Origin of the sequence: Actinopolyspora mortivallis, assembly GCF_003001495.1 — a bacterium.
In the GTDB taxonomy this organism is placed as follows: Bacteria; Actinomycetota; Actinomycetes; order Mycobacteriales; family Pseudonocardiaceae; genus Actinopolyspora; species Actinopolyspora mortivallis_A.
Window position 1 is genome coordinate 1 of the sequence record NZ_PVSR01000040.1, and the last position, 25,141, is coordinate 25,141.

The following is a 25,141-nucleotide window of genomic DNA, read 5'->3' on the forward strand; positions in this document are numbered from 1 at the left end:
GTCCCCCACCCGGTCAGGCTCCTCCCCAGGGGCCGCCTCCGCCGGGGTACCAACCCCCTCCGGGAGCTCCCCCTCCGCCGCAGGGGCCGCCTCCACCGGGGTACCAACCCCCTCCGGGAGCTGTCCCTCCCACGCAGGGGCCGGGGCAGCAGTGGCACCGGCCCCCGGGGCCTCCGCAACCGCCTCCCGGTCCCCGGTGACCGTCCGGTTCCCGACCGACGGCACGGGGCCGGTACAGCAACGACCGGCAACCCGCTTCCCTCCCGAACCGAAAGGCACAACCGGTGTTCCAGCAACTGCTCTTCGGACTGTCCGCGGCCGTCGCCTACGGCGTGGTCGGCGCGGTTCTCATGGCCCTCGGATACGTGCTCATCGACCTCGCCACACCGGCCAAACTGCGGGACCTGATCTGGGTGCGCCGCAACGGCAACGCGGCGATCCTGCTGGTGTCCGGGCTGCTCGGCGTGGGCATCATCCTCACCACGGCCATCGCCGCCAGTTCCGACGACCTGGCATACGGGTTGCTCGGCACGCTGGCCTACGGGCTGCTCGGGCTGATCCTCATGGGGCTGTCCTTCCTGGTGATCGACGCCTTCACCCCGGGCAAGCTCGGCGAGGAGCTCTCCACCGAGACCATGCACCCGGGCATCTGGGTCTCGGCCGCCGCACACGTGGTGATCGCGACGATCATCGCAGCGGCGATCTGGTGACCACACCGCCGACCCGCGTCCCCGAACCGGAACCGATCCCATGAGCACGGAAACCGACCAGCTCGACCCCGAACGGACCTCGACGACCGCCGGGACCGGACCCACGCCCCGCCCCGGACCGGCCCGTTTCGCGGTGCTGCTGGCGGTGTTCGTGTGCTCGGCCTGCGGGCTGGTCTACGAGCTCGCCCTCGTCGCCCTCGGCAGTTATCTGATCGGCAACAGCGTGGGCCAGGCCTCCGTGGTGCTCTCCCTGATGGTGTTCGCCATGGGGGTGGGGGCGCTGCTGGCCAAACCGTTGCAGCGGTGGGCGGCCACGGCGTTCGTGACCGTGGAGCTGGTGTTGGCGCTGCTGGGGGGGCTGAGCGTGCTCGGGCTGTACGCGGCCTTCGCCTGGCTGAGCCTGTACACGCCGATGCTGGTGGCCACCTCGCTGACCCTGGGCGTGCTGATCGGCGCGGAGATCCCGCTGCTCATGGTGCTGCTGCAACGCATCAGACGCCAGGAGGCCGGCTCGGCCGTGGCCGACATGTTCGCGGCCGACTACGTGGGCGCGCTGGTGGGAGGACTGGCCTTCCCGTTCCTGCTGCTTCCCCTGCTGGGGCAGATCAAGGGCGCCCTGGTGGTGGGGATGCTCAACGCGGCGGCGGGACTGGGGCTGGTGCTCACCGTCTACCGGCGGGAACTGGGCAGACGCCCGGTCGCGCTGCTGACGGTCTGTTCGCTGCTGGTCGGCCTGGCGCTCGGCGGGGCGTTCGCCTGGTCCGACCGGTTCGAGACGACGGCGCGCCAGGCGCTGTACGACGATCCGGTGGTCTTCGCCGAACGCACCGAGTACCAGGAGGTCGTGCTGACCCGGTCGCGCTCGTTGAGCGGCAACACGGACACGCGGCTGTACCTGAACGGCGACCTGCAGTTCAGCTCGGTCGACGAACACCGCTACCACGAGGCGCTGGTGCACCCGGCCATGGTCGGTGACCACACGAACGTGCTGATCCTCGGCGGCGGGGACGGGCTCGCGCTGCGCGAGGTGCTGCGCTACCCCGACGTCGACGAGGTGACCCTGGTCGAGCTCGACCCCACGGTGCTGCGGCTCGGCAGCGAGGACCCGCGCCTGACCACGCTGAACCACCACGCCTTCGACGACCCCCGCGTGCACACGGTCTCCGCCGACGCCTTCAGCTGGCTGCGGGACAACCGGAGGCGTTTCGACGTGGTGCTGGTGGACATGCCGGACCCGGACTCCACCGAGACGGCCAAGCTCTACTCCACCGAGTTCTACTCCCTGGTGCGGCGGACCCTGGACGAACGAGGACGGGTGAACGTCCAGGCGGGCTCCCCGTACTTCGCCACGGAGGCCTACTGGTGCATCGAGGCGTCGATGCGGGACGCGGGGCTGGCCACCGTCCCCTATTCCCGCTCGATCCCCAGTTTCGGGCCGTGGGGGTTCCACCTGGGCACCGCCGGGGAGACCGCGCCCTCGCTGCGGCTGCCCCGCCGGAGCCCGCCGCTGCGGACCCTGGACGGGCCGAGCCTGCGGGCCGCCGGGGTCTTCCCCCCGGACCGGGACAGGCTCGCCGCGGTGGAGCCGTCCACGCTGATGCACCCGCGGATCATCGAGTACGAGCGGGGAGCCTGGCGGAACTACTAGGGAGTCCCGTCCTGTCGTGGCCGCGGCGCGCCTCCGGTGGGCGGTTCACCGTCCGGTGAGCGCGGAGCCGGAGGTGCCCTCCAGGGAGCGCAACAGCTCGGCCAGCCCCCGGGCTATCGCCGTGCGCTGCCGGTTTCCCAGTGGGGAGAGCACTCCGCGTTCGGCCTCCAGGTTCCGGGCGAAGGCACGGTCGATCAGTCGCCTCCCCTGTTCGGTGAGTCCGACGCGGGCACTGCGCCTGTCGTGCTCGTCGGGGACGCGTTCGAGCAGTCCGCGTTCGGCGAGCTGCTGGATCCGTTTGGTGGTCGCGGCGCCGGAGGCCAGCATGAGGCTGTTCAGCCTGCCCGGGGTCACCGGTTCGGCGTTGCGCCGCAGGGCGCAGAGCAGGTCGAACTCCGAGCGGTTCACCCCCTCGTCGAGCAGTGTCGCGTCCAGCCGTTGTCGCAGCACGGCCGCCGCCCGCAGCACGCGTCCCACCACGTCGAGGGTGGAGGTGTCCAGCTCCGGGTGGATCCGCTGCCACTGTGCCCGCGCTGTCTCGATCGGATCGGGAGAACGAGTCATGGCACTCTCATTTCACTAGTGAAATAACTGTGTATTATGTGAAAATGTGTCTTCGGCCATACTCGCACGTCATTTGGGGGAGACGCTTCGTCTGAACCGCAACGGGCCGATCTTCTGGCCCGCGCTGAGATCCTTTCTGTCGGTGCTGCTGCCGCTGGCGACGCTGTTCCAGCTCGACCGGATGGACCTGGTCGCCGGAGCGGTGTTCGGGGGACTGACCAGTGTGTACTGCCGCAGTGAGCCCTCCCGCCACCAGATCCGCTCCCTCGCCGTGGTGGCGGCGGGCATGGTGGTGGCCGTGGCCCTCGGGGACCTCATCGCCCTGTGGGGCCTGCCTTCGGGGCGGCAACAGCTGGTGGCCGTGGTGGGCACCGCCGTGGTCGGCGCGGTGGCCACGGCGGCCACCACGGCGGCCCGGGTGGGCGCGCCCGGCGGGCTGATCTTCGCCTTCGCCACCGGGGCCTGCGCGAACCTGTCCCTCTCCCCCGACGAGCTGCCCGCCCACCTGACCGTCTGTGCGCTCAGCGGTGCCTTCGCCTGGGGGGTGTGCTCCCTCGGTGCGGTGCTGGCCGGGCTGCGCCCGCAGCGCCGAGCCGTGGCCGCCGCACTGGAGGCCACCGCCGCGCACCTGGCGAACCCGGACCTGGACGGCAGGCACCGGGCCGCCGTCGCCATCGAGAACGCCCGCACACGACTGCCCCTGGTGAGCGCACGACGGCGGGAGAGCACCGAGTACCGGGAGCTGGTGCGGGCCGTGGAGGTCTGCGAGGTGCTGCTGGGGGCCTCGCGGGTGGCCCGCGCCACCGTGTGGTCCCTGCGTGCCACGGCCGAGCGGGTCCGCACCGGTCAGCCCCTGCACCCCCCGGGATACGCCCGCCCGGACCGGCCGCTGGGGCCCGGTCCTCCCCCGTCACGGTGGTGGGCCGTGCGCGAGGTGCTGCTCGCCACGGCCCGCCCCCGCCGGGGGACGGGCACCTGGCTGTTGCCGTTCGCGGCCCGGGTGGGAACCGCGGCGCTGATCTCGGGGGTGGCGGCCCAGCTGCTCGGCCTCGGGCACACCTACTGGGCCGCGGTCTCGGCCGTGTCGGTGCTCCAGGCGACCAGCACGTCACGGTCGGTCCCCCGGATGCTGCAACGCGTGGCGGGCACGCTCGGCGGGGTGGTGCTCGGGATGCTCCTGCTGTCCCTGCACCCCCGGGTGTGGGTGATCATCCTGCTGCTGGCGGCGTTGCAGTGGGCGGCGGAGATGACCGTGACGATCAACTACGCGTTCGGGCTGCTGTTCGTGACCCCGGTGGCGCTGCTGGTCGGGGGGATGATGAGCTCGGCCCCGCCGGAGGAGCTCGCCGCGAGCAGGCTGTGGACGACCCTGCTGGGGGCGGCCGTGGCCGTGCTGGTGGCCCGGCTCGCTCCGCACCGGGCGTGGCTGGTTCGGGTGCGGGACGCGCTCGACCGGGTGAGGCGGTTGGTGGAACTGGGCGGGGCGGCCCCGAGGCAGCAGCTGCGTCAGGCGCTGGTGGAGCTGCACGACGCCTACGACACGGCGGCGGGGGAGGTCCCGGACGAGCACCTCCCCACGGAGGAACTGCTCAGGGTCTCCCGTCGGGCCTACCGGCTGCTCGACGAGCGGGACTATCCGAGCCCCCGCCCCCGGGAGACGGCCGGGTGAACGACCGGGCGAGCACGCGGGCGCACCGGGTCACGGACCGAACCAGCGTTCCTCGACCGAACGCGGCGCCCCCGCCGTGGAGCCGGGAACCAGCTGGGTGTCCAGCACGACCTCCCGGGGCCTGCCGGTGGACTCACCGGCGTCGAGCAGCAGCCGACCGGCGGCCCGCCCCTTCTCCATCACCGGTTGGCGCACGGTGGTCAGCCCGACGCGTTCGGCGTCGTCGATGCCGTCGAAACCGGTGATGGTGAGATCCTGCGGCACCCGACGTCCCTGGCGCCGCACCTCCGACAACGCCCCCAGCGCCAGGATGTCCGAGGTGCACATGACGGCGGTGATCTCCGGGTCCGTCTCCATCAGTTGCGCCGCGGCCGAACCTCCGGACTCCGGGGTGTGGTCGAAACGTTCGATCACCGGGACCTGTTCCCAGTCGACCCCCACCTCGGCGAAGGCCTCGGAGAGCGCGGCCAGGCGCGCCCGCTGCACGTGGAAGTGCGCGTTCGCCTGCCGTTCGGAGGAGGCGGGGCCGTCGTTGCGCGTGCGGGCCAGCCTCATGCAGATCACCCCGATCTTGCGGTGCCCCAGTTCGATGAGGTGTCTGGCCAGTCCCTTGATCGCCGCACCGTCGTCGATGCCGACCCGGTCGACCTCGGAGAGGTTGGGCTGGTCGCAGATCACGGCGGGCACGGGACGTTCCATCACGGCGGCCAGGTGCGGGTCGTCGTCGGGGACCGAGTAGACCACGAACCCGTCCACCCCGGCGCTGTGCACGGCGGCCACGTCCTCGTGTTCCGGGTTGGCCGGTATCAGCAGCAGCCCGTGCCCGGCGTCCTCGCAGGCCAGGGCGAGTCCTTCGAGGAAGCCGACGGCGGCGGGGTCACGGAACGCGTAGGAGAGGTTCTCGGTCAGCAGCAGTCCCACGGCCCCGGCCTTGCGGGTTCTCAGGGAACGGGCCACCGGGTCGGGGCCGGGGTAGCCGAGTCTGCGGGCGGTGTCCAGCACGCGCTTGCGCAGTTCCGGGGACAGCTGGTCGGGACGGTTGTAGGCGTTGGACACCGTTGTCCGCGAAACGCCGAGTTCCGCGGCGAGGGAGGCCAACGTCGCGGGTCGCCTCGAGTTCGTAGACCGCACCATGCGGGAACCGTAACGGTTCAGTACGCCCAGGTGAAGTTTTCCGAACTCGGATCCAGATCACATGTCACCGGATTCGTGCACGGCGGCATTCGGAACGCGAAAAGCACGCCTCGACACGTCCCGTGTTTCCGGATCGGATCCGTGTGGGGAAAGGGTGCCACATTTCCGCGATTTCCCTCGTGACAGGGGGTGACGGGGGCGCACGACTGGGTTAATTTGTCCAGACCAATCCTGCGATGAAAGGTGTGTCACACATGGCCGAGGTCGCCTACACCGACGCCTCCCGTGTTTTTCCCGGATCCCCGCCGGTGCGGGCCGTGAACGGGCTGAATCTGGAGATCGCCGACGGCGAGTTCCTCGTGCTCGTCGGCCCCTCCGGATCGGGAAAATCCACCGCCCTGCGCATGGTCGCGGGCTTGGAGGACACCGACGAGGGAGCCATTCACATCGGGGGACGTGACGTCACCTCCGTACCACCCAAGTCACGGGACATCGCCATGGTGTTCCAGTCCTACGCGCTCTACCCCCACATGACCGTGGCGGAGAACATGGGGTTCGCGCTGAAGCTGCGCAAGTTTCCCAGGAGCACCATCCGCCAGCAGGTCGAGCAGGCCGCCGACATGCTCGACCTGAGGCGGTACCTCGACCGCAAGCCCAGGGAGCTGTCCGGGGGACAACGTCAGCGCGTGGCGATGGGGCGGGCCATCGTGCGCGATCCGAGCGTGTTCCTCATGGACGAGCCGTTGTCCAACCTGGACGCGAAACTGCGCGTGGAGACCAGGGCCAACATCGCCGGTCTGCAACGTCGCCTGGGCACCACCACGCTCTACGTGACCCACGACCAGGTGGAGGCGATGACCATGGGCCACCGGGTCGCGGTGCTCGCCGACGGCGAGTTGCAGCAGGTGGACACCCCACGTGAGCTGTACGAACGTCCGGCCAACTCCTTCGTGGCCGGGTTCATCGGCTCGCCGGCGATGAACCTGAGGACCACGCGCCTCACCCCCGAGGGGGTGCTCTTCGAGGGGCACACGATCCCGCTGCCCCGCACGAGGCTGTCCACCGCCTCCGCCCAGGGGCTCGACGAGGTGACCCTGGGCCTGCGTCCCGAGGCGCTGCGGCTGGAGAGCTCCGAGCGAGAGGGGGTCTCGCTGATCGTCGAGCTGGTCGAGGAGCTGGGGGCCGACGCGCTGGTACACGCCAGGCCGGACAACGAGGCGAACGCACAGCGACTGGTCATCCGCACCGACGGACGCCGTCCTCCCGCCCTGGGAGAGCGGGTGTTCGTGAGCACCCGCGACCCCGAGGAGCTGCACCTGTTCCACCCGCGCACCGGGGACAGGCTCACCGTGTGAGCGGGGACTCCGGCGGGGCGCTCGTCCACGTCCCGCCGGAAGCGGGTGATCCCTTCCGCGACGTCAGGAGCATCACTGTCATCCGAAGAGGGGACACGGTGGCAGTCGATCAGCGACAACGCGTAGACTCCAATTGACAATGATTTCCATTAGCGGTCGGGATCGCATGACACGCCACAGGCCAGGAGTCCTCGTGAACACGTTACGTAGTCGCATCGTCGGCGGTGGCCCCCGGCGCGGAGTGCCCGCGCTGCTGCTCGGACTGACCACCACCCTGGTACTCACCTCCTGCGGAAGCGGCGGCGGAGACACCAACGGCAAACTCGACGTCGTCGCCTCCACCGACATGTGGGCCAGCGTCGCCGAAGCCGTGGCCGGAGACCGGGCCGAGGTGGAGGCGATCATCGGCGACAACGAGGCCGACCCGCACTCCTACGAGAGCACCCCCCGGGACGCGGCCCGCATCGACCGGGCCGACCTGGTCGTCTACAACGGCGGCGGCTACGACTCCTTCGTCGCCCAGATCCTGTCCGGCGACACCGAAGCACCCCCCAGCGTGGAGGCGTTCAGCGCCACGCGGGAGCGGGACCAGCACGGGCACGACCACGACACCGCCGAGAACCACGCCGAATCCGGCCACCACGAGCACGGCCACGAACACTCCGGCAACGAGCACGTCTGGTACGAGCCGAGCTCGGTCCAACAGGTCGCCGAACGGATCTCCGAACACCTCGGACAGCTGCGCCCGCAGCACTCCGCCGAGTTCGACCGGGCCGCCGCCGACCTCGGCGCCCGCCTCGACGAGGTCGAACAACGCATCGACGGCATCGAACAGCGCCACGGCGGCACCGAGGTGCTCACCACCGCCCCCATCGCCGACCTGCTGCTGGACCGGGCCGGGCTGGACGACGTCACCCCCAGGTCGTTCGTGCGCTCCGTGGAGTCCGGAAACGACCCCGCCGCGGCCACCGTCGCCGAGATGCAGGACCTCGTGGACTCGCAGCGCCCGGCGGTGCTGGTCCACAACCCGCAGACCGCCTCGTCGCTGACCGAACGGATCCGCACCCGCGCCGAGAACAACGGCATCCCCGTGGTGGAGATGCCCGAAACCCTCCCCGAGGGGCAGAACTACACCCAATGGATCTCGGGCCGGGTCTCCGCGCTGGAACGCGCCCTGGACGAGTCCCCGAACCAGTGACCATCGCTTCCGAGCCCCAGGAAGAAGCCGTGCTTTCCCACCTCAGAACCCGGAAGAACCCACCGAGCGAGGAGGTCGCCGAGGCCTCCGAGTCACCGCCCGCCGTGAGACTGCGCGGAGCACGGCTGTCCTACGGGCAGCGCGTGCTCTGGCGGGACCTGGACCTGGACGTGGCCCCCGGGGAGTTCCTTGCCGTGCTGGGACCCAACGGATCGGGCAAGACGAGCCTGCTGCGGGTGCTGCTGGGCACCACCCCACTGACCGAGGGCAGCGTCCACATCGCCGGTGAACCGGCCCACCGCGGCAACGAACGGATCGGCTACATCCCCCAACAGCGTTCCCTGCAGGACAGCCTCACCCTGCGGGGCAGTGACCTCGTCGGCCTCGGACTGGACGGACACCGCTGGGGAACCGGGCTGCGGGGACGCCGGGAGAGGGCCGAACGGGTGCACGACGCGCTGCGCTCGGTGGACGCCACCGACTACGCGAAGACCCCGCTCGGGCTGCTCTCCGGCGGGGAACAGCAACGGCTGAGGGTCGCCCAGGCACTGGTGTCCGACCCCCGCGTGCTGCTGTGCGACGAGCCGCTGCTGTCGCTGGATCCCTCCTACCAGCACCGGGTCAGCGGACTCATCGCCCGCCAGGCCCGACGGACCGGGGCCTCCGTGCTGTTCGTGACCCACGAGATCAACCCCGTGCTGCCCGTGGTCGACCGGGTGCTCTACCTCGTGGACGGCCGGTTCCGCGTCGGAACCCCGGACGAGGTGATGAACTCGGAGACCCTGTCCGAGCTGTACGGAACCGAGGTCGAGGTCGCCCGCGTCGGCGGGAAGCTCGTCGTCGCCGGAGCCGAGGCGGAACAGCAGCACCACGTGCACGAAGGAGGGTGGACATGAACCGCCTGGCGGACGCGCTGAGCAGGATGTTCGACCTCGGCCTCACCGGCGAGCTGCTCGGCTACCCCTTCGTGCAGCAGGCGTTGCTCGCCGCTGCGGCGCTCGGCCTGGTCTCCGGGGTGCTGGCCCCACTGGTGGTCACCCGCCGCATGTCCTTCGCGGTGCACGGCACGGCCGAACTCGCCTTCACCGGTGCCGCCGCCGCGCTGCTCGTCGGTTTCAGCGTCACCCTCGGGGCGCTGGGCGGGGCGGTCCTCGCCGCCCTGCTGCTCGGCCTGCTCGGCCAGCGCGACAACGAACGCGACTCGGTCATCGGGGCCGTGCTCTCCTTCGGACTCGGCGTGGGAGTGCTGCTGCTGTGGATGAACCCCGAACGCACGGCGAACAAGTTCACCCTGCTGGTCGGCCAGATCGTGGGGGTGAGCTCGGCCGACGTCACCCTGCTCGGCGTCGCCGCGCTGGTGGTACTGGTGATCACCGCGCTGTTGTACCGGCCGCTGCTGTTCGCCAGCGTCGACCCCGAGGTCGCCGCCGCCCGGGGGGTGCCCCTCGGCGTCCTCACCCCCGTGTTCTCCCTGCTGGTGGGCACGGCCACCGCACTCGGTGTGCACGTGGTGGGGGCGCTGCTGGTGATGGCGCTCATGGTCACCCCCGGGGCCGCCGCCATCCGGGTGACCGCCAGCCCGCTGAAGGCCACGGTGCTCTCGGTGGTCTTCGCCGAGACCGCCGCCCTCGGGGGGATCCTGCTGTCACTGGCCCCCGGAGTGCCGGTCAGCGCCTTCGTCACGGCGATCTCCTTCGGGATCTACCTGCTGTGCCGCTGGATCGGCGGAATGCGGATCAACAGGCTGACCAGGGGAAGCGCGGCGGCGACGGCCTGAACCTCCACGTGGAACGACTCTGCCGGGGTGACCGAACGGCACAGGGTCGGCGTCCGGCGCCCCGAGGCACGGGCCGAGCGGCCGTGCTCACCGCACGGGGTGTTCGGCCAGGATTCCGCCCACCTCCTCGGCCATCTCCGGGGAGAGCATCGAGTAGCGCCCTCCGGCCAGGAAGCGCTCGGAGAACTCGAACACCACCACCTCGCCCTCGGCGAGCATCTCCCCCACCCGCTGGGGGTCCTCGCGCACGTTCTCCGCATGGGAGATCGTCAGGTCCGAGAACGTGGCCGCGAGGTAGGGGCTGGCGAACTGGGTGAAGGAGTCCGCGATCATCCTGGTGGGTTCGGTGACCATCCCGGGACGCGGCGCCGACTCCGTGTGCAGCGACTCGTGGAAGTCGCTGCCCACGAACCTGGTGTTGTCCGCCCCGCCGTCGGGGGCCAGCGAGTACGACTGGACGGTCCACTGCTCGTCCCGACCGAGCAGACCGGCGATGTCGGCACGGTGCGGATAGGTGCGTCCCCGCTCGACGCGCCAGGAGTCGCTGATGCCGGGACGCAGCGACTCGGCGATCCGGCGGGTCATCTCCAGTCCGCCCGCGTGCCGCCAGTGCGTGTCGAGTTTGGTGTAGACCGGGCTGTCCCGCCGCTCGGCGAGCTCCCGCAGCGGGCCGCGCATGTCGATGGCCCCGGTGGCCTCGGGCAGCCTTTCCCAGAAGCGGGAGCGCAACTCGCGCATGCATTCCTCACCGACGAAGTCCTCCGGCATGTGCTCCGGGTGCACGGTGGACTTGTCCGGGGCGACGACCAGCCGGAACTCCCGGCCGGAGGCCTCCACCACCGAGCGCCAGCGCCGCAGCCCCTCGATGATCCTCTCCAGCCTCATCTCCGGCAGGCACTTGTAGGAGACGTCGTGGCCGAGGTAGAGCCAGCCGTCCTCGCCGTGGATCACGTCGGGGAACACCTCGGGGTTGGGGGTGGTCTCCTCCGGTTGTTCCTTCCCTCCGCCGCCGACGGGAGGAGCACCGGATCCCGAGTCGTGCGGGGCGGACTCGCCGAAGACCCCCTGGCTCAGCGCCTCCATGGAGGCCACCGCCTGGGAGCGGAACACGAGGTGGTCCCTGGCCCAGCCGTCCAGGCCGGTGAAGAAACCCCAGCCTTCGGTGACGCTCGGGAAGGGGGTCAACGCGCGGTTCTCCACCGGCTTCGCCCTGGCGCCGAGGGTCCAGGCCAGCAGCGGCGCGGCGAAGAACAGCACCGCGCACACCAGGGCGGTGTACTGCTTCGCGCCGTGTCGCGGACGGTGCAGGGGATGCTCCCGGGGCAACCAGGCCTCGTGCACGGGGGGAAGCTCGGTGGACTCGGGGCTTCCCCGATCCCCGTCGACCCTCTCGGCGGTGCCAAGCTGCTTTCCGGACACGGCCCTACGGTAGCGAAGTCCCCGGCCCGCCGTGATCGAGTCCGGCACGACGGGATCGGGGTTCGCTCTCCGCGGTGGATCAGCGCGCGCGACGGCGCGCCACGAGGAGACTGACGGTTCCCAGAGCAACCAGGGCAGCACCGATCACGCTCAGGACCGCCGTCCCCCGATGGGAGTCGCCGGTCACGGCCAGCTCCTCCGGGGCCTCGGTGCGTCCCGGTGGTGACGGAACGACGGACTCCGAGGGGGGCGGTGCCACGGAACCGGTCGTCGGCCCGCCGGTCGAGTCGGTGGGTGTCGGTTCCGGTGTCGTGGTCGGTTCCGGTGTCGTGGTGGGGGTGTCCGTGACGACGTCGGTGCTCACGCAGGAACGGTCGTTGGAGGTGTCGGACTGACGTGTTCCCGTGTACACGGTGGCGCAGTTCGGGATCTCGGTACCGTCGGCCAGGCCCGGGTCGGCTCGGAGGGTGACGGTGAACTCCCGGCTCTCGCCCGCCTCCAGTGTGCCCAGGGGGCAGGTGATCGTCAGCCCGCTCGGGGGGCACTCGGCGGGCAGCTCCGTGACCGTGGTCAACCGGCCGTCGGTGGGATCCTGCACCGTGACGTCCACGGCGTCGGAAGGACCGTGGTTGACCACCGTGATCGTGTAGGTGACCGCCCCGTCGGGACGCACCGTGGCCGGCCCGTCCTTGCGGATCTCGACGTCGGACAGGGTGCGGGTCTGGCTGACCAGCTGCGTCGAGTCCCCCGGGATCCCCGGTGTGGAGGAGGTGACCTCGGCGTGATTGACCACGTTGGTCCCGTCCGCCAGACCGGAGTCGGGGGTCACCGGAATCCGGAACCGCACCGACTCACCTGCGGGAACCGTGAGCCCCTCTCCCCCGCAGGTGACCGTTCGCCCGGTGACGGAACACTCCGGACCCGGTTCGCCGACGTCGAGGCGCGGGTCGACCTCGTCGGTGAGGGTGACGTCCTCGGCGTCCCGATCACCGGGGTTGCTCACCGTCACGACGTAGAAGGCCTGCTCGCCGATCGTGATCGGGTCGGGGTCGACGGACTTCTCCACCACGAGTCCGGAGGTCTGCGCCCGTGCGCTCGGCAGCAGGCCGCCTCCCCCGTCCTGGGGAACCGTCGCCGACAGCGCGGCTGCCGAGGCCGTTCCGGCGAGCAGTGTCCCGAAGGCGAGCGGAATTCCGCGACAACACCGGCGCGAAGGAATGCTTCCACCTCCCGGGGAGAAGTCCACACGGCACACGGTGCCGCCCGACGGGTCCGATTCTCGGAGCAGCCCGGTTCCCACCACGGCAACGACGCACCCGAGCGTCCGACAGCGACGGGCAAATTCACCCGACCAAGTGAGGCACAAGGCCACGGGAGACGGAAAGCGCCCTTTCCGCGGGGAGGTCCCCGTTCCCACTCACCGCCCCGGCGATCCGGCCGGGCCGGTGGTGTGTGTGGACGCACGGGAGTGGACGGCGTTCCCGCGCGGGCGAGCGGCCGAGGGGACGGTCACAGCGTGGTTCTGTCGGTGTGCCGGACGCTCGGTGCCGAACTCGCTAGAGTGCGACGGGGAGGCACATCCACGTGTGCGAGAGGTGAGCGTGATGACGACGGTGGGTGGCCAGGATTCCGGATTTTCCGAGGCGAGTGCGGCCTTGGGAGCCATCCGGGAGGAGAACACCTGGATCCGGCAGCAGATCGACGCGGGCGGGCTGAGCATGAAGCCCGACGCCGCCGACAAGGCGGCAGCCGTCTATGAGGAAAAGGCCGACAAAGTGGACAAATTGATCCGGACCGCCACTGGACTTCAACAGGTTCCTGGTTTGGGTGACTACCCGTCGGGTCGGCAGTTGGCGGCCAAGTTCGGGCAGAAGGCCAGCAACGGTTCCACCGGTGCGGCGGATCTGCTGCGGCAGTTTCGTGATGAGTTGCGGCGCAAGGCGGAGCTGTTCCGGCAGGCCAAGAAGAACTACCAGGCCACCGACGAACAGATCAGTACCGACCTGGGCAAGGGGGTCCAGCAGTGAACGGGTGGAGGAACTCGGTGCTGGCCGTGCTGATGGGCGCGGCCTTGACCGGGGCCACCGCGTGTTCCCCGAGCGGGGGCACCGAGAACTCGCCGGAGACGAGCAGCCCCACCTCCTCCGAGAACAGCTTGGCGAGCGTGGACCCGTGCACGGTGTTGTCGGAAACCGAACTGAAATCCTTCGGCCTGAAAAGTCCAGGCTCTCCTGCGGAGCCACTGCCGTGGACTCCAGGATGTGACTATCTTGGTGATCCTATTGGATTAAGATTGGTCAAGAACACACGTGAAACGGTGGCTTCTGCGGAGCAGAAGGACACGTGGGCCACATTCGAACGCACCACAGTGAATGGGCGTGCTGCTGCCACAGCGGTGACCAAGGGAGCAACCCAAGCAGAAACCTGTGATGCGATGTTCGACGCAGGGGAGGGCATGATTCAAGTGCGCGCCACTGAATCTCGCCCCCCTTACACCGTCGACGAGTGCGCCGAAGCGCTGAAGATCGCGAAGAAGGTCGAACCGAAGGTCCCGGAGCCGGTATAGAGGCGTTGGAGGTTCGCCCGGCGTGTGGCCACACGCCGGGCAAGGGTAGTTGCTGGGAACAGAGCTACGACACTACCGGGAAGCAGCAGGGTTGCCCGCCGTTTCCGCCGCGGAACAGCTCGACTGCATCACCGGCAAGAGCAACCATGTGGAAAACGGACGAACCGCCCACTAGCCTCGGATGTGTCCACCCTGCTCGAACCCGCGGAGCTCCGGAGACGGATGTGGAGCGACGGACGCGACTGGCCGCGCACGAGGAGCACAGAGCCTGGTGGGAAACATGGTCCGGTGTGGTCACTTTATGGTTCCAACCTCGGAGACGGAGAGACATCTCGGCATCCGAGAACCTGCGGGAGTCGGCTCTGCCCGCCCATGAATCAACCCTCCTGATCAAATCACTCATGCACGACGGACGAAGGACGATCATGGAGTTGGCTCACCCGGGGTGGAGGAAGGGCAGCTACAGCGACGGCAACGGCAAGTGTGTCGAGGTGGCCTTCGCCAACTAACAGATACTGGTGCGGGACTCCAAGGAGCCGGCCGGGCCGGTGGTCCGTGTGGGCGCACGGGAGTGGACGGCGTTCCTACGCGGGCTGCGCGGCTGAGGGGACGGTCACAGCGTGGTTCTGTCGGTGTGCCCGACGCTCGGTGCCGAACTCGCTAGAGTGCGACGGGGAGGCACATCCACGTGTGCGAGAGGTGAGCGTGCGGAGCTGTTCCGGCAGGCCAAGAAGAACTACCAGGCCACCGACGAACAGATCAGTACCGACCTGGGCAAGGGGGTCCAGCAGTGAACGGGTGGAGGAACTCGGCGCTGGCCGTGCTGATGGGCGCGGCCTTGACCGGGGCCACCGCGTGTTCCCCGAGCGGGGGCACCGAGAACTCGCCGGAGACGAGCAGCCCCACCTCCTCCGAGAACAGCTTGGCGAGCGTGGACCCGTGCACGGTGTTGTCGGAAACCGAACTGAAATCCTTCGGGTTAAAGATACCGGGTAAGTCCAAGAGTACGTTGCCTTGGACTTCAGGATGTAGCTACAAGGGTGACCCTGTCAGATTGAGTCTGGTCACGAACACACGTGAAACGGTGGCTTCTGCGGAGCAGAAGGACACGTGGGCCACATTCGAACGCACCACAGTGCATGACCGCGCTGCTGCTACGGCGATCACCAAAGGCTCGACGCAGGCACGGATCTGCGAGGTCATGTTCGACGCCGGCAACGGCATGATCCAGGTCCAGGTCAGCGAACCCCGCCTGCCCGACGACGTCGACGAGTGCGCCGAGGCGCTGAAGATCGCGAAAAAGGTCGAACCGAAGGTTCCGGAGCCCTCCTAAGGGACAGCTCCGGTACCGGTGTTCACGTGCCCCGCCCGCCCCGGCAATATGTCCACTTTGGTCAGAATTGGTAGTAGAGGAAGGGGCTGAACGAGCCGCTGGCGACCAGCAGCCCCGCGTAGCACACTCCCACGGTCATGACCCCCACCCTGGCGCCGGTGGCCGCCCGGCTCCGCGCCGCCTCCAGATAGGTGCCGGTGCCCGCTCCGGCGGGCAGCAGCACCACCGCCAACGCGGCGAGCAGGATCACCGTGCGCTGGTTGGTGAGCGCCGCCTCCACCACCGCGTTCAGCCCCGCCACGTCGGGGACGAACATGTGCCCGAGCATCACCACGGCACTGCCCAGATCGGGCGCGCGGAAGAACACCCACCCCACGAGCACGAGCACCAGAGTCCCGGCCCGCCGCGCGATCCGCGCGTTCACTCCCGCCGGCCGCCGGTCCAGTCCGGCGGCCCGTTCGATCACCAGCAGAGCCCCGTGGAACACCCCCCACACCAGGTAGGTCCACGCCGCGCCGTGCCAGAATCCGGTCAACACGAACACGATCGCCAGGTTCCGGTAGGTGCGCACGGTCCCCTTCCGGTTGCCCCCCAGCGGGATGTAGACGTAGTCCCGGAACCACCGCGACAGGGACATGTGCCACCGCTGCCAGAACTCGGTCACGGTCACCGAGGAGTAGGGGCGGGCGAAGTTCTCGGGAAGACGGAAACCGAGCATCCTGCCCAGGCCGATCGCCATGTCCGAGTAACCCGAGAAGTCGAAGTACAGCTGCACCGTGTAGGCGACCGCACCGACCCAGGCGATCGCGGAGGTCATGTCGTCCGCGGACGTGGAGAACGCCGCGTCGGAGACCGGGGCGAGACTGTCGGCCACGATCACCTTCTTGCTCAGCCCCCAGGCGAAACGCGGGAACCCGGCGGCGATGTCGTCCAGCCGGTGGGTGCGCCGTTGGGGAAGCTGGTCGGCGATCTCGCGGTAGCGCACGATCGGCCCCGCCACGAGCTGCGGGAACATCGCGATGTAGGCGACGAAGGCCACCGGGTCGCGCAGGGCTGGGCGCTCCCCCCGGTAGACGTCCACCACATAGGAGATGTGGTGGAAGGTGTAGAAGGAGATCCCGATCGGCAGCACGACCTCGAAGGTGGGCAGGTGGCCGCCGAACCAGTCCGCCAACACCGCCGCCTGCTCGGAGGCGAAACCCGCGTACTTCCACACCCCCAGCACGGCCAGGTTGACCGCGACCACCCCGCCGAGCAGGTACCGCCTGCGGGTCCGGTCGAACCCCCACTCGTCGGGCTCCAGCCGCCTTCCCGCGAGGAAGTTCACCACGATGCAGCACAGCAGCAGCGCCGTGGTGCCTCCCGCCCCGCTGGCGTAGAACACCAGGCTGGCCACGGCCACCACCGCGTTCCGCGCGGAACGCGGCGCCAGCAGCAGACAGCCCAGGGTCGCGGGCAGGAAGTACCACAGGAAGAGCGGGGTTGCGAACGACATCGGTGTCCGGACGGGTCAGTGCGGAAGCGAGGACTACCACGTTGCTGTCCGCGAAACCCTAACCGACCCCACCCCGGCCCGGGGGCTCACATCCGAATCCGGCGGTGAGATCCGTTCCACACCCGGAACACGGACCGAGGTGTCACAGTCTGCGCCGGCGTGCGACCTCGGCCAGCACCACGCCCGCGGCCACCGAGGCGTTCAACGACTCCACCCCGGCGGACATGGGAATCGACACCGTCTGGTCACAGTGCTGCCTGGTCAGTCTGGACAGTCCACGCCCCTCGGAGCCCACCACGACCACGAGCGGCTCGGTGGCCAGTTCCAGCTCGTCGGAGGTCACGTCGGCGTCGGCGTCCAGTCCCACGGTCATCAGCCCCTCGGACTGGAAACTCCGCAGCGTGCGGTTCAGGTTGGTAGCCCGGGCCACCCGGATGTTGGCGGCCGTGCCCGCGCTGGCTCGCCAGGCGACCGCGCTCATCGCCGCACTGCGGCGCTGCGGCACCACCACACCGTGCGCGCCGAACGCGGCTGCCGAACGCACGATCGCGCCGAGGTTGCGCGGATCGGTCACCCCGTCCAGCGCGACCAGCAGCGGGGGAAGCCCCGAGTCACGCGCGGCGGTGAGCAGGTCGGCGGGCTCGGAGTACTCGTAGGGCGGGATCCGCAGGGCGAGTCCCTGGTGAACCGCGTTCGAGGTCATCCGGTCCAGCTCGACACGCGGCACCTCGACCACGGAGATCCCCTGGTCGGCGGCGAGCCGCACCGCCTCGGTCACCCGCTCGTCGGCGTCGATCCCGTGGGCGGCGTACAACGCGCTGATCGGCACCCCGGCGCGGACGCACTCCAGCACCGGGTTGCGCCCGGCCACCAGCTCACCGTTGGCCTCGGCGGCCCGGCGTTTCTCCTCCCGTTCCTGCTGGGCCTTCTTCCGAGCGTCGGCCTTGCGCTTGGCCGGGTGGTCGTAGCGGTGTTCCGCCTTGGGGGTCGGCCCCTTGCCCCGCAGCGCCTTGCGCCGCTGGCCACCCGATCCGACGACCATGCCCTTCTTGGTGCCTGACTTGCGTACCGCGCCTCTGCGCTTGTCGTTACCCGCCACGAGCTATCAGTCCTTCAAAGTCCACATCGGCCCGTCGGGGGTGTCCTCGACGGCGATTCCGCACGCCTGCAACCGGTCCCGCACCGCGTCCGCGGTGGCGAAGTCCCGCTGGGCCCTGGCCTCGCTGCGCTGCTGGAGAAGGCCCTCGACCAACCCGGACAACGCGTTGTAGGCGGCGTCGGACCTGCCGCTGTCGGCGACCCAGTTCTCCGCCAGCGGGTCCAGCCCGAAAACGTCCAGCATCGCCCGCACCCCGGCCGCGGCGGAACGGGCGCTCTCGTCGTCGCCGGAGTCCAACGCGGCGTTGCCCTCGCGGATCGCGTTGTGAACCACGGCGATGGCCTGGGGGGTGCCCAGGTCGTCGTTCATCGCCTCCGTGAACTCGGCGTGCACCCCCCCGGGGGAGACGTTGCCGGTGCGCTGCACCACCCGGTGCAGGAAGGACTCCATCCGGCCGAAGGTGGCCACGGCCTCGTCCAGTCCCTCGTCCGAGAACTCCACCGTGGAGCGGTAGTGCGGAACCACCAGGTAGTAGCGCAGTTCCACGGGGCGGACCCGGCGCAGCAGCGCCGAGATCTCCAGCGTGTTGCCCAGCGACTTGGACATCTTCTCGCCCGCGGCGGTGACCCAGGCGTTGTGCAGCCAGTAGGCGGCGAAGCCGTCCCCGGCGGCGTTGGACTGCGCCAGCTCGTTCTCGTGGTGCGGGAAGACCAGGTCCAGCCCGCCGCCGTGGATGTCGAACTCGCTGCCCAGGTAGTGGGTGGACATCGCCGAGCACTCCAGGTGCCACCCCGGCCGCCCCGGTCCCCACGGGCTCGGCCAGCTCGGCTCCCCGGGCTTGGCCGCCTTCCACAGCGTGAAGTCCCGGGGGTCGCGCTTGCCCGTGCCGGCGGTGTCCTCGCTCAGCTGCATCTCCTCGGGGCGCTGCCCGGAGAGCCTGCCGTAGTGCTCGGCGTAGGAGGGCACCGAGAAGTAGACGTCCCCGTCCTCGGCCGCGTAGGCGTGGCCGCGCTCCACGAGCCGCTCGACCAGTTCGATCATCTGGGTGATGTGGCCGGTGGCCCGCGGCGTCGCCGAGGGGGGCAGGCAGCCGAGCCGGTCGTAGGCGCTCTCGAACGCCCGCTCGTGGGTAGCCGCCCACTCCCACCAGGGACGTCCCGCCTCCGCGGCCCTGGCGAGGATCTTGTCGTCGATGTCGGTGACGTTGCGCACCAGGCGCACGTCGTAGCCGTTACGGGTCAGCCAGCGGCGCAGCACGTCGAAGTTGAGCCCGCTGCGCACATGCCCCACGTGCGGCATCCCCTGAACCGTTGCCCCACACAGGTACAACGAGGCCACGCCGGGACGGCGCGGCCGGAACTCACGGGTGCTGCGGGTCGCGGTGTCATGCAGGTACAGGCTCACACCGCCGATGGTACGGGGCGCTCCCCGCTCCGCTGCAGGTCCGTCCTCACAAGCGCACGCCGTGCTCGGCGACCGCCCGCAGCAGGGCGTCCGGTCGTTCCGAGGTGGGCAGCGGCTCGACCAGGGCGAACTCGCAACCGACCTCGGTGGCGCCGCCGTCGGCCTCCGCGCTGTCCCCGATCATGAGGGTCTCCTCCGGGGCCACCCCTAGCCGTTCGCAGGCCCGCAGGAACAACTTCGGATCGGGCTTGATCACACCTTCGAGGTAGGACATCAGCACCGCGTCGAAGAGCCCACCGACACCGATCCGGTCGAAGGCCGGGCGGATGTCGAAGGCGATGTTGCTGATGACCCCGGTGCGGATCCCGGCCTCGTGCAGCCCCCGCACCACGGGCTCGGTGTCGGGGTAGGGCGTCCAGCAGTCGGGATCCACCAGCCGGGCGTAGAGGGCCTCGGCCTGCTCCTGTTCGGTGACCCCGGAACTGCGCAGCACCTCCAGGTAGACCTTGCGGTGCAGCTCGGGATCCAGGTCCCGTTCCTCCCAGGCCCGCTGGTACTCCTCGGGCAGCTCGGCGACCTTGCCGACCGGGGCGGTGAGGCGGCGCATCAGCTCCGCTTGGGCCTCCAGGTCCCACTGCCGTCCCCCCGAGTCGGTGAGTCCTTCGAGCCAGGACTCGTCCTGCTCCAGACGGAACAACGTGCCGGAGAAGTCGAAAAGCACTGCGCGCACGGTCACGCATCCACGGTACGTGCCGAGTGGTCTCCTCCACCCCCGTGATGCGGCGAACATCACCGCGGCGGTTCACGACCGGGACGGCGTGCTCCACATGTTCCCGCAGGAACGCGGACGGCTCACACCGGACTGTCGAGAACCACCAGCGCCGTGGCCACGGCGGCGAGGCCCTCGCCGCGGCCGGTCAGCCCCAGCCCGTCGGTGGTCGTTCCGGACACGGAGACACCGGCCCCCAGTGCCGTCCCGAGAGCCTCCTCGGCCTCACCGCGCCGCTTGCCCACCCGGGGGAACTCGCCGATCACCTGCACGGCGACGTTGCCGACCCGAAACCCCCGCTCGTCCAGCAGCTCCCGCACACCGGCCAGGAAGTCGACACCGTGGGCGTCGGCCCAGCGCCGGTCCGCCGTGCCGAACACGGCACCGAGGTCACCGAGTCCCGCCGCGGAGAGCACCGCGTCGCACACCGCGTGCGCGGCCACGTCGCCGTCGGAATGGCCGGAGCAGCCGTGCAGGCCGGGCCAGAAGAGCCCCGCGATCCAGCACGGTCTGCCTTCCACGATCGGGTGCACGTCGACACCCTGTCCGATCCGGGGAAGTTCACCCACAGCACACTCACCCGTTCCCGCCCCCGCGACACCCGTCCGGGGGAAACCTGCACCGTCACACGGCGACCGCGCGCCCGCTCACCGTCCGCTTCCGGCCGTGTTCCGCGCGTACACATCGGAGTCCGCCCACGCCGGAGCCAACACCGTCTCCGCGATCGCCAGGTCGAAAGAGGTCGTGATCTTCAAGGCGTGGCTGTGTCCCTCCACGGTGCGCACCGGCCAGCCCGAACGCTCGACCAAACCGGCGTCGTCGGTGGCCACCTCCCCCACCGACTCGTAGGCGGCACGCAGCACGTCCGGGGAGAAACCCTGCGGGGTCTGCACCGCACGCAGCCACGAACGATCGACAGTGTCCAGCACCGTGCCGTTCTCGTCGACGCGCTTGACGGTGTCGGCCACCGGCAGCACCGGAACCACGGCGGAGGCACCGTCGGCCAGTTCGGCGATCACGGAGCGGACCACCGAGGGGGGTGTGAAAGCACGGGCGGCGTCGTGCACGAGCACGGCCTCCGCCGACGGGGCGATCCGTTCGGAGGCCTCCAGCGCCGCCCGCACCGAGTCGGTGCGCTCGGCGCCGCCCTCGACGACGTGTACTCCGCTGCCCGCACCGGCGAGCTCGCGCTCCATCCGGTCACGGTGCTCGGCAGGAGCGGCCACGATCACGTGACGCACGCTCGACGAGTCCCGCAGTCCGCGCACGGCCCGCGACAGCAGGGACTCCCCGAGCACCGGAACCAGGGCCTTGGGGACACCGGCACCGAGACGGGTTCCCCGCCCGGCGGCCGGCACCAGAGCTACGACGTCCACACTGCTCGAACCGTCGGTCAGACCGTCGTCGCCAGCACTTCGTCCAGCAGACTCTCGGCCTTGCCTTCGTCGGTGCCCTCGGCCAGCGCGAGTTCGCTGACCAGGATCTGCCGCGCCTTGGTCAACATACGCTTCTCCCCCGCGGACAAGCCGCGATCCTGTTCGCGTCGCCAGAGGTCGCGCACCACTTCGGCCACCTTGTTCACATCGCCCGAGGCGAGTTTCTCCAGGTTGGCCTTGTACCGACGGGACCAGTTGGTCGGTTCCTCGGTGTGATCCGAACGCAGCACGTCGAAGACGTGATCGAGACCTTCCTGACCGACGACGTCCCGCACGCCGACGTGCTCGGCGTTCTCCGCGGGGACCCGAACGGTCAGGTCACCCTGTGCGACCTTGAGCACGAGGTACTGTTTCTCCTCGCCCTTGATCACACGCGTCTCGATTGCTTCAATCAGCGCTGCGCCGTGATGCGGGTAGACGACGGTCTCTCCGACCTTGAAAACCATGTGTCCTCTGCCCCTTTCGCTGTGTCCAGTCTAGCATGGTCAGCAACGCCACTTCGAAGGGCTCGATCCCTTCGTTGCAGGTCAGCGGGCAAACAGGGGGTTGACAAAGAGGCTTTCCTCATGCAAAGCAGCTGAGCTCGACCACCACCACGCACCTCCCTCTCCCCTGGTGGTAGGCAGCGCCCAGGGGTGCGACCAACATCGTCCACGACAACGGTTTAGGCTCATACCCGGTTGTCCGACAAGCAGGAAGGACGCTGCACCCGTGAGCCGCTCACAGCACAGCAAGGCAGTTCGCCTGCGGTTGGTACCCGCAGCCATCGGCCTCGGCACCGTCGTCGCGCTCTCCGGCTGCGCCACCGGCCAGCAGGCGGAGACCGCCGAGCAGGTCGCCGCCATCTACGGGGCCAACGGCAACGCGACGAGCATGGCGATCCGCGACGCCACCCTCGGGTTCCCCGACGGTCAGGACGCGGTCTACGAGAAGGGCTCGACCGCCCCGGTCGACGCGGTGCTGGTCAACGAGTCCGCCCGTTCGGACCGACTGGTGCGGGTCAGCAGCAGCTACGCGGACTCGGTCGAGATCACCGGAACCAGGACCATTCCCGGCCAGCGGCGGCTCTACGCCGTGGAGCCCTCGGAGGACTCGAACGCGGTCCGGGCCTCCGACGACGACCGCGAGCGGGTCCGGATCACGCTGACCGGGCTGACCCAGGACATCTACCCCGGGGCCACCGTCCCCGTGCGGTTCACCTTCGAGAACGCCGGCTCGACCACCCTGCAGGTCCCGATCGGTCGCAGCCCCGAGCAGCGTCCCGAGCACGGCAGCCCGCACGACTCGGACGCCGAGCACGGCTCCGGGTCCGACTCCGAACACGGTTCCGAGTCGGGCTCCGAGAGCTCCGACTCCCACACGGGGGAGGAGCCCGCGGAACAGCCGAACGCCGACCTCGAGGGCGACTCCCACGGGCAGTGACCCCGCTCTCGCTGCTGTGAACTTCCCCACAGCGCGCACCGTCGGTCCTTCCGTCGGTCACACGGGATAGCCTCCCGCCGTGGCTACCAAGAACGCACGAAGCGGCAGGACCGGATACCGCTGCACCGAGTGTGGCCGCACGGTCACCAAGTGGATCGGGCAGTGTCCGGACTGTGGACAGTGGGGGACCTTCGAGGAGTCCTCCCTCCGTCCGGCCACATCGTCCGGATCCGCCGGAGGTTCCCCCACGACACCGGCCAGGCCCATCGCCGAGGTGGACCTGGACACGGCCCGAGCGGTCCCCACCGGTATCGGCGAGCTGGACCGGGTGCTCGGTGGTGGCATCGTCCCGGGAGCCGTCGTGCTGCTGGCCGGCGAACCGGGTGTGGGAAAGTCCACCCTGCTGCTGGAGACGGCCCACCGCTGGGCGGCCGGCGGCGCCGGCGGACGGTCGCTGTACGTCACCGGCGAGGAGTCGGCCGGACAGGTCCGATTGCGGGCCGAACGCACCGACTCACTGCACCCCGAGCTGTACCTGGGCGCCGAGAGCGAGCTGCCCGCCGTGGTCGAGCAGGTGGAACAGCTCCGACCCGGTCTGCTCATCGTGGACTCGGTCCAGACCGTGCAGGCCGGTGACACCGAGGGAACACCCGGCGGAGTGACTCAGGTACGGGCCGTGACCTCCGCCCTGGTCACCCTCGCCAAGGAACGTGGCCTTCCCGTCCTGCTCGTGGGGCACGTGACCAAGGAGGGGGCGGTCGCCGGGCCGCGCTCACTGGAACACCTCGTCGACGTGGTGCTGCAGTTCGAGGGGGACCGGCACTCGACGCTGCGCATGTTGCGCGGGGTGAAGAACCGCTTCGGCCCGGCCGACGAGGTCGGCTGCTTCGAGCAGGAGGACGACGGCATCGCCGAGGTGCCCGACCCCTCCGGCCTGTTCGTCAACGACCGACAGTCCCGGGTGCCCGGCACGGCCGTCACGGTGGTCGTGGAGGGCAAACGTCCCCTGCTCGCCGAGGTGCAGGCGCTGGTGAGCCCCACCCAGATGAACATGCCGCGGCGCGCCGTCAGCGGGCTGGACTCCGCCCGGGTGTCCATGATGCTCGCGGTGCTCGACAAACGGGGCAACATCAGAACAGGTGACCACGACGTCTACGCCGCCACCGTCGGCGGGGTGCGGGTCACCGAACCCGCCGTGGACCTGCCCACGGCCCTGGCGGTGGCCTCGGCCAAGCTCGACGTCCCGCTGCGACCGGGGACGGTGGCCGTGGGCGAGGTGGGACTCGCCGGGGAGATACGACGGGTCAACGCGGTGGGACGCAGGCTCGCCGAGGCGGCCCGGCTCGGCTTCGAACACGCCCTGGTTCCCCCGGACAGCGGACCCGCTCCCGAGGGAATCCGGGTCACCGAGGTCGCCGAGCTGCGCTCCGCACTGCGCGCCCTGCGCAACGGATGACCTCCGGGGACCGTGGCACGGGCGCTCATCCGCTTTGTCCGGGATCACTGTATTCTCGGTGCCGACGATCTTTCCGGACGCCGTTCGGCACGAGGAGGTTCAGGTGACCGCGACCGACGACCTGCTGGCCCGCAGCCGTCGCGAGCACGAGTCCTGGGACGGGCAGGTACCGGGGGCTCCCGGGCTGCGCACCGCCGTGGTCACGTGCATGGACTGCCGCATCGACCCGGCACGCACGCTCGGACTGGCCTCCGGGGAGGCGCACGTGATCCGCAACGCCGGAGGCGCGGTCACCGAGGACGTGCTCCGCTCGCTGTCGATCAGCCAGCGCAAGCTGGGAACCACCGAGGTGGTGCTGATGCACCACACCCGCTGCGGCATGAGCACCTTCACCGAGGAGGAGTTCAAGGGGGAGCTGGAGAAGGTCACAGGTCAACGACCAACCTGGTCGGTGGAGACCTTCAGTGACGCCGAGCAGGACCTGCGCCAGTCCGCACGGCGCGTGCGGCAGAGCCCGTTCCTGACCGAGACCACCAGTGTCCGGGCGTTCGTGCACGACATCGACTCCGACAGTCTCACCGAGGTCGCCCTCGACTGACCCCACGGCGCTGGTCCTCCCCTCGGCGTGAGCGGCCGTGCCCCGGAGCACCCTCCGGAGGGGAGGACCACCACGGGCATGACACGATC

26 protein-coding genes and 1 pseudogene are annotated in these 25,141 nt (G+C 69.9%); 16 read left to right on the top strand and 11 right to left on the bottom strand.

The genetic code is table 11. From position 1 onward, the window contains the following. The first annotated feature begins 284 nt into the window (after window positions 1-284). Window positions 285-710: a DUF350 domain-containing protein gene (locus tag CEP50_RS16860; protein ID WP_106114915.1), complete on the top strand. Its 426-nt coding sequence runs from the start codon at window positions 285-287 to the stop codon at window positions 708-710. 40 nt (window positions 711-750) lie between these two features. Next, the gene (locus tag CEP50_RS16865) at window positions 751-2,358 is read left to right on the top strand and encodes a polyamine aminopropyltransferase (protein ID WP_106114916.1); all 1,608 of its coding nucleotides are present in this window, start codon (window positions 751-753) and stop codon (window positions 2,356-2,358) included. Window positions 2,359-2,403: 45 nt separating this feature from the next. Here CEP50_RS16865 and CEP50_RS16870 read toward each other — a convergent pair whose 3' ends face one another. Next, window positions 2,404-2,922, bottom strand: a complete 519-nt coding sequence (locus CEP50_RS16870) for a MarR family winged helix-turn-helix transcriptional regulator (RefSeq protein ID WP_106114917.1) — start codon at window positions 2,920-2,922, stop codon at window positions 2,404-2,406. 46 nt (window positions 2,923-2,968) lie between these two features. Between CEP50_RS16870 and CEP50_RS16875 the strand changes: the two genes are divergently transcribed. After that, window positions 2,969-4,591, top strand: coding sequence for an FUSC family protein (locus CEP50_RS16875; protein ID WP_258175366.1), 1,623 nt, complete (start codon window positions 2,969-2,971; stop codon window positions 4,589-4,591). Window positions 4,592-4,621: 30 nt separating this feature from the next. Here the strand turns inward: CEP50_RS16875 and CEP50_RS16880 are convergent, their stop codons facing one another. After that, complete coding sequence (locus CEP50_RS16880) at window positions 4,622-5,725, bottom strand: LacI family DNA-binding transcriptional regulator (protein ID WP_106114919.1); 1,104 nt, start codon at window positions 5,723-5,725, stop codon at window positions 4,622-4,624. Window positions 5,726-5,979: 254 nt separating this feature from the next. Here CEP50_RS16880 and CEP50_RS16885 point away from each other — a divergent pair, with 254 nt between their 5' ends. The 4 genes from CEP50_RS16885 to CEP50_RS16900 all read left to right on the top strand — a co-directional run bounded on the left by CEP50_RS16885 (window position 5,980) and on the right by CEP50_RS16900 (window position 10,055). After that, on the top strand, window positions 5,980-7,080 hold the full coding sequence (locus tag CEP50_RS16885; RefSeq protein WP_106114920.1) for an ABC transporter ATP-binding protein: 1,101 nt from the start codon (window positions 5,980-5,982) through the stop codon (window positions 7,078-7,080). A 193-nt stretch (window positions 7,081-7,273) separates the two neighbouring features. Continuing rightward, complete coding sequence (locus tag CEP50_RS16890; protein WP_258175368.1) at window positions 7,274-8,278, top strand: metal ABC transporter solute-binding protein, Zn/Mn family; 1,005 nt, start codon at window positions 7,274-7,276, stop codon at window positions 8,276-8,278. A gap of 29 nt (window positions 8,279-8,307) precedes the next feature. Continuing rightward, window positions 8,308-9,174, top strand: coding sequence for a metal ABC transporter ATP-binding protein (locus CEP50_RS16895; RefSeq protein ID WP_106114937.1), 867 nt, complete (start codon window positions 8,308-8,310; stop codon window positions 9,172-9,174). Beyond that, window positions 9,171-10,055, top strand: coding sequence for a metal ABC transporter permease (locus tag CEP50_RS16900; RefSeq protein WP_106114922.1), 885 nt, complete (start codon window positions 9,171-9,173; stop codon window positions 10,053-10,055). Before CEP50_RS16895 ends, CEP50_RS16900 begins: the two co-directional genes overlap by 4 nt. Window positions 10,056-10,142: 87 nt before the next feature. Here CEP50_RS16900 and CEP50_RS16905 read toward each other — a convergent pair whose 3' ends face one another. Both CEP50_RS16905 and CEP50_RS16910 read right to left on the bottom strand, forming a co-directional pair. Next, window positions 10,143-11,474 (bottom strand): alginate O-acetyltransferase AlgX-related protein, encoded by a 1,332-nt coding sequence (locus tag CEP50_RS16905; RefSeq protein WP_181188431.1) that lies wholly within the window; start codon window positions 11,472-11,474, stop codon window positions 10,143-10,145. A gap of 79 nt (window positions 11,475-11,553) precedes the next feature. Then, window positions 11,554-12,720, bottom strand: a complete 1,167-nt coding sequence (locus tag CEP50_RS16910; RefSeq protein WP_181188432.1) for a DUF11 domain-containing protein — start codon at window positions 12,718-12,720, stop codon at window positions 11,554-11,556. A 358-nt stretch (window positions 12,721-13,078) separates the two neighbouring features. Here CEP50_RS16910 and CEP50_RS16915 point away from each other — a divergent pair, with 358 nt between their 5' ends. From CEP50_RS16915 to CEP50_RS16930, 6 genes and pseudogenes are all read left to right on the top strand, one after another. Continuing rightward, the gene (locus CEP50_RS16915; RefSeq protein ID WP_106114924.1) at window positions 13,079-13,501 is read left to right on the top strand and encodes a hypothetical protein; all 423 of its coding nucleotides are present in this window, start codon (window positions 13,079-13,081) and stop codon (window positions 13,499-13,501) included. A gap of 17 nt (window positions 13,502-13,518) precedes the next feature. Next, window positions 13,519-14,040, top strand: a complete 522-nt coding sequence (locus tag CEP50_RS16920) for a DUF3558 domain-containing protein (protein ID WP_258175371.1) — start codon at window positions 13,519-13,521, stop codon at window positions 14,038-14,040. 49 nt (window positions 14,041-14,089) lie between these two features. Further along, on the top strand, window positions 14,090-14,215 hold the full coding sequence (locus tag CEP50_RS20925; protein WP_374957105.1) for a helix-turn-helix domain-containing protein: 126 nt from the start codon (window positions 14,090-14,092) through the stop codon (window positions 14,213-14,215). A 250-nt stretch (window positions 14,216-14,465) separates the two neighbouring features. After that, a pseudogene (locus CEP50_RS16925) lies at window positions 14,466-14,645 on the top strand (DUF397 domain-containing protein). A gap of 15 nt (window positions 14,646-14,660) precedes the next feature. Then, window positions 14,661-14,834 (top strand): hypothetical protein, encoded by a 174-nt coding sequence (locus tag CEP50_RS20180; RefSeq protein WP_181188434.1) that lies wholly within the window; start codon window positions 14,661-14,663, stop codon window positions 14,832-14,834. Between the two features lie 32 nt (window positions 14,835-14,866). Then, complete coding sequence (locus tag CEP50_RS16930; RefSeq protein ID WP_106114940.1) at window positions 14,867-15,373, top strand: DUF3558 domain-containing protein; 507 nt, start codon at window positions 14,867-14,869, stop codon at window positions 15,371-15,373. Between the two features lie 61 nt (window positions 15,374-15,434). Here the strand turns inward: CEP50_RS16930 and CEP50_RS16935 are convergent, their stop codons facing one another. The 7 genes from CEP50_RS16935 to CEP50_RS16965 form a co-directional block, all read right to left on the bottom strand. Further along, entirely contained in the window at window positions 15,435-16,868 is a 1,434-nt protein-coding gene (locus CEP50_RS16935) for an MBOAT family O-acyltransferase (protein WP_106114925.1), read from the bottom strand. Window positions 16,869-17,010: 142 nt separating this feature from the next. Next, window positions 17,011-17,967, bottom strand: coding sequence for a 23S rRNA (guanosine(2251)-2'-O)-methyltransferase RlmB (rlmB, locus tag CEP50_RS16940; RefSeq protein ID WP_106114926.1), 957 nt, complete (start codon window positions 17,965-17,967; stop codon window positions 17,011-17,013). Window positions 17,968-17,973: 6 nt separating this feature from the next. Beyond that, complete coding sequence (gene cysS / locus CEP50_RS16945) at window positions 17,974-19,371, bottom strand: cysteine--tRNA ligase (RefSeq protein WP_106114927.1); 1,398 nt, start codon at window positions 19,369-19,371, stop codon at window positions 17,974-17,976. 46 nt (window positions 19,372-19,417) lie between these two features. Then, the gene (locus CEP50_RS16950) at window positions 19,418-20,107 is read right to left on the bottom strand and encodes an HAD family hydrolase (RefSeq protein WP_106114928.1); all 690 of its coding nucleotides are present in this window, start codon (window positions 20,105-20,107) and stop codon (window positions 19,418-19,420) included. A 116-nt stretch (window positions 20,108-20,223) separates the two neighbouring features. After that, window positions 20,224-20,709 (bottom strand): 2-C-methyl-D-erythritol 2,4-cyclodiphosphate synthase, encoded by a 486-nt coding sequence (ispF, locus tag CEP50_RS16955; protein WP_106114929.1) that lies wholly within the window; start codon window positions 20,707-20,709, stop codon window positions 20,224-20,226. A gap of 78 nt (window positions 20,710-20,787) precedes the next feature. Continuing rightward, window positions 20,788-21,516, bottom strand: coding sequence for a 2-C-methyl-D-erythritol 4-phosphate cytidylyltransferase (gene ispD, locus CEP50_RS16960; RefSeq protein WP_106114930.1), 729 nt, complete (start codon window positions 21,514-21,516; stop codon window positions 20,788-20,790). 17 nt (window positions 21,517-21,533) lie between these two features. Continuing rightward, window positions 21,534-22,022, bottom strand: a complete 489-nt coding sequence (locus CEP50_RS16965) for a CarD family transcriptional regulator (RefSeq protein WP_019855802.1) — start codon at window positions 22,020-22,022, stop codon at window positions 21,534-21,536. A 265-nt stretch (window positions 22,023-22,287) separates the two neighbouring features. Here CEP50_RS16965 and CEP50_RS16970 point away from each other — a divergent pair, with 265 nt between their 5' ends. From CEP50_RS16970 to CEP50_RS16980, 3 genes are all read left to right on the top strand, one after another. Further along, complete coding sequence (locus CEP50_RS16970) at window positions 22,288-22,998, top strand: copper chaperone PCu(A)C (protein WP_106114931.1); 711 nt, start codon at window positions 22,288-22,290, stop codon at window positions 22,996-22,998. A gap of 79 nt (window positions 22,999-23,077) precedes the next feature. Further along, complete coding sequence (gene radA / locus CEP50_RS16975; protein ID WP_106114932.1) at window positions 23,078-24,454, top strand: DNA repair protein RadA; 1,377 nt, start codon at window positions 23,078-23,080, stop codon at window positions 24,452-24,454. A gap of 103 nt (window positions 24,455-24,557) precedes the next feature. Further along, window positions 24,558-25,052, top strand: coding sequence for a beta-class carbonic anhydrase (locus tag CEP50_RS16980; RefSeq protein WP_106114941.1), 495 nt, complete (start codon window positions 24,558-24,560; stop codon window positions 25,050-25,052). Window positions 25,053-25,141 lie beyond the last annotated feature (89 nt).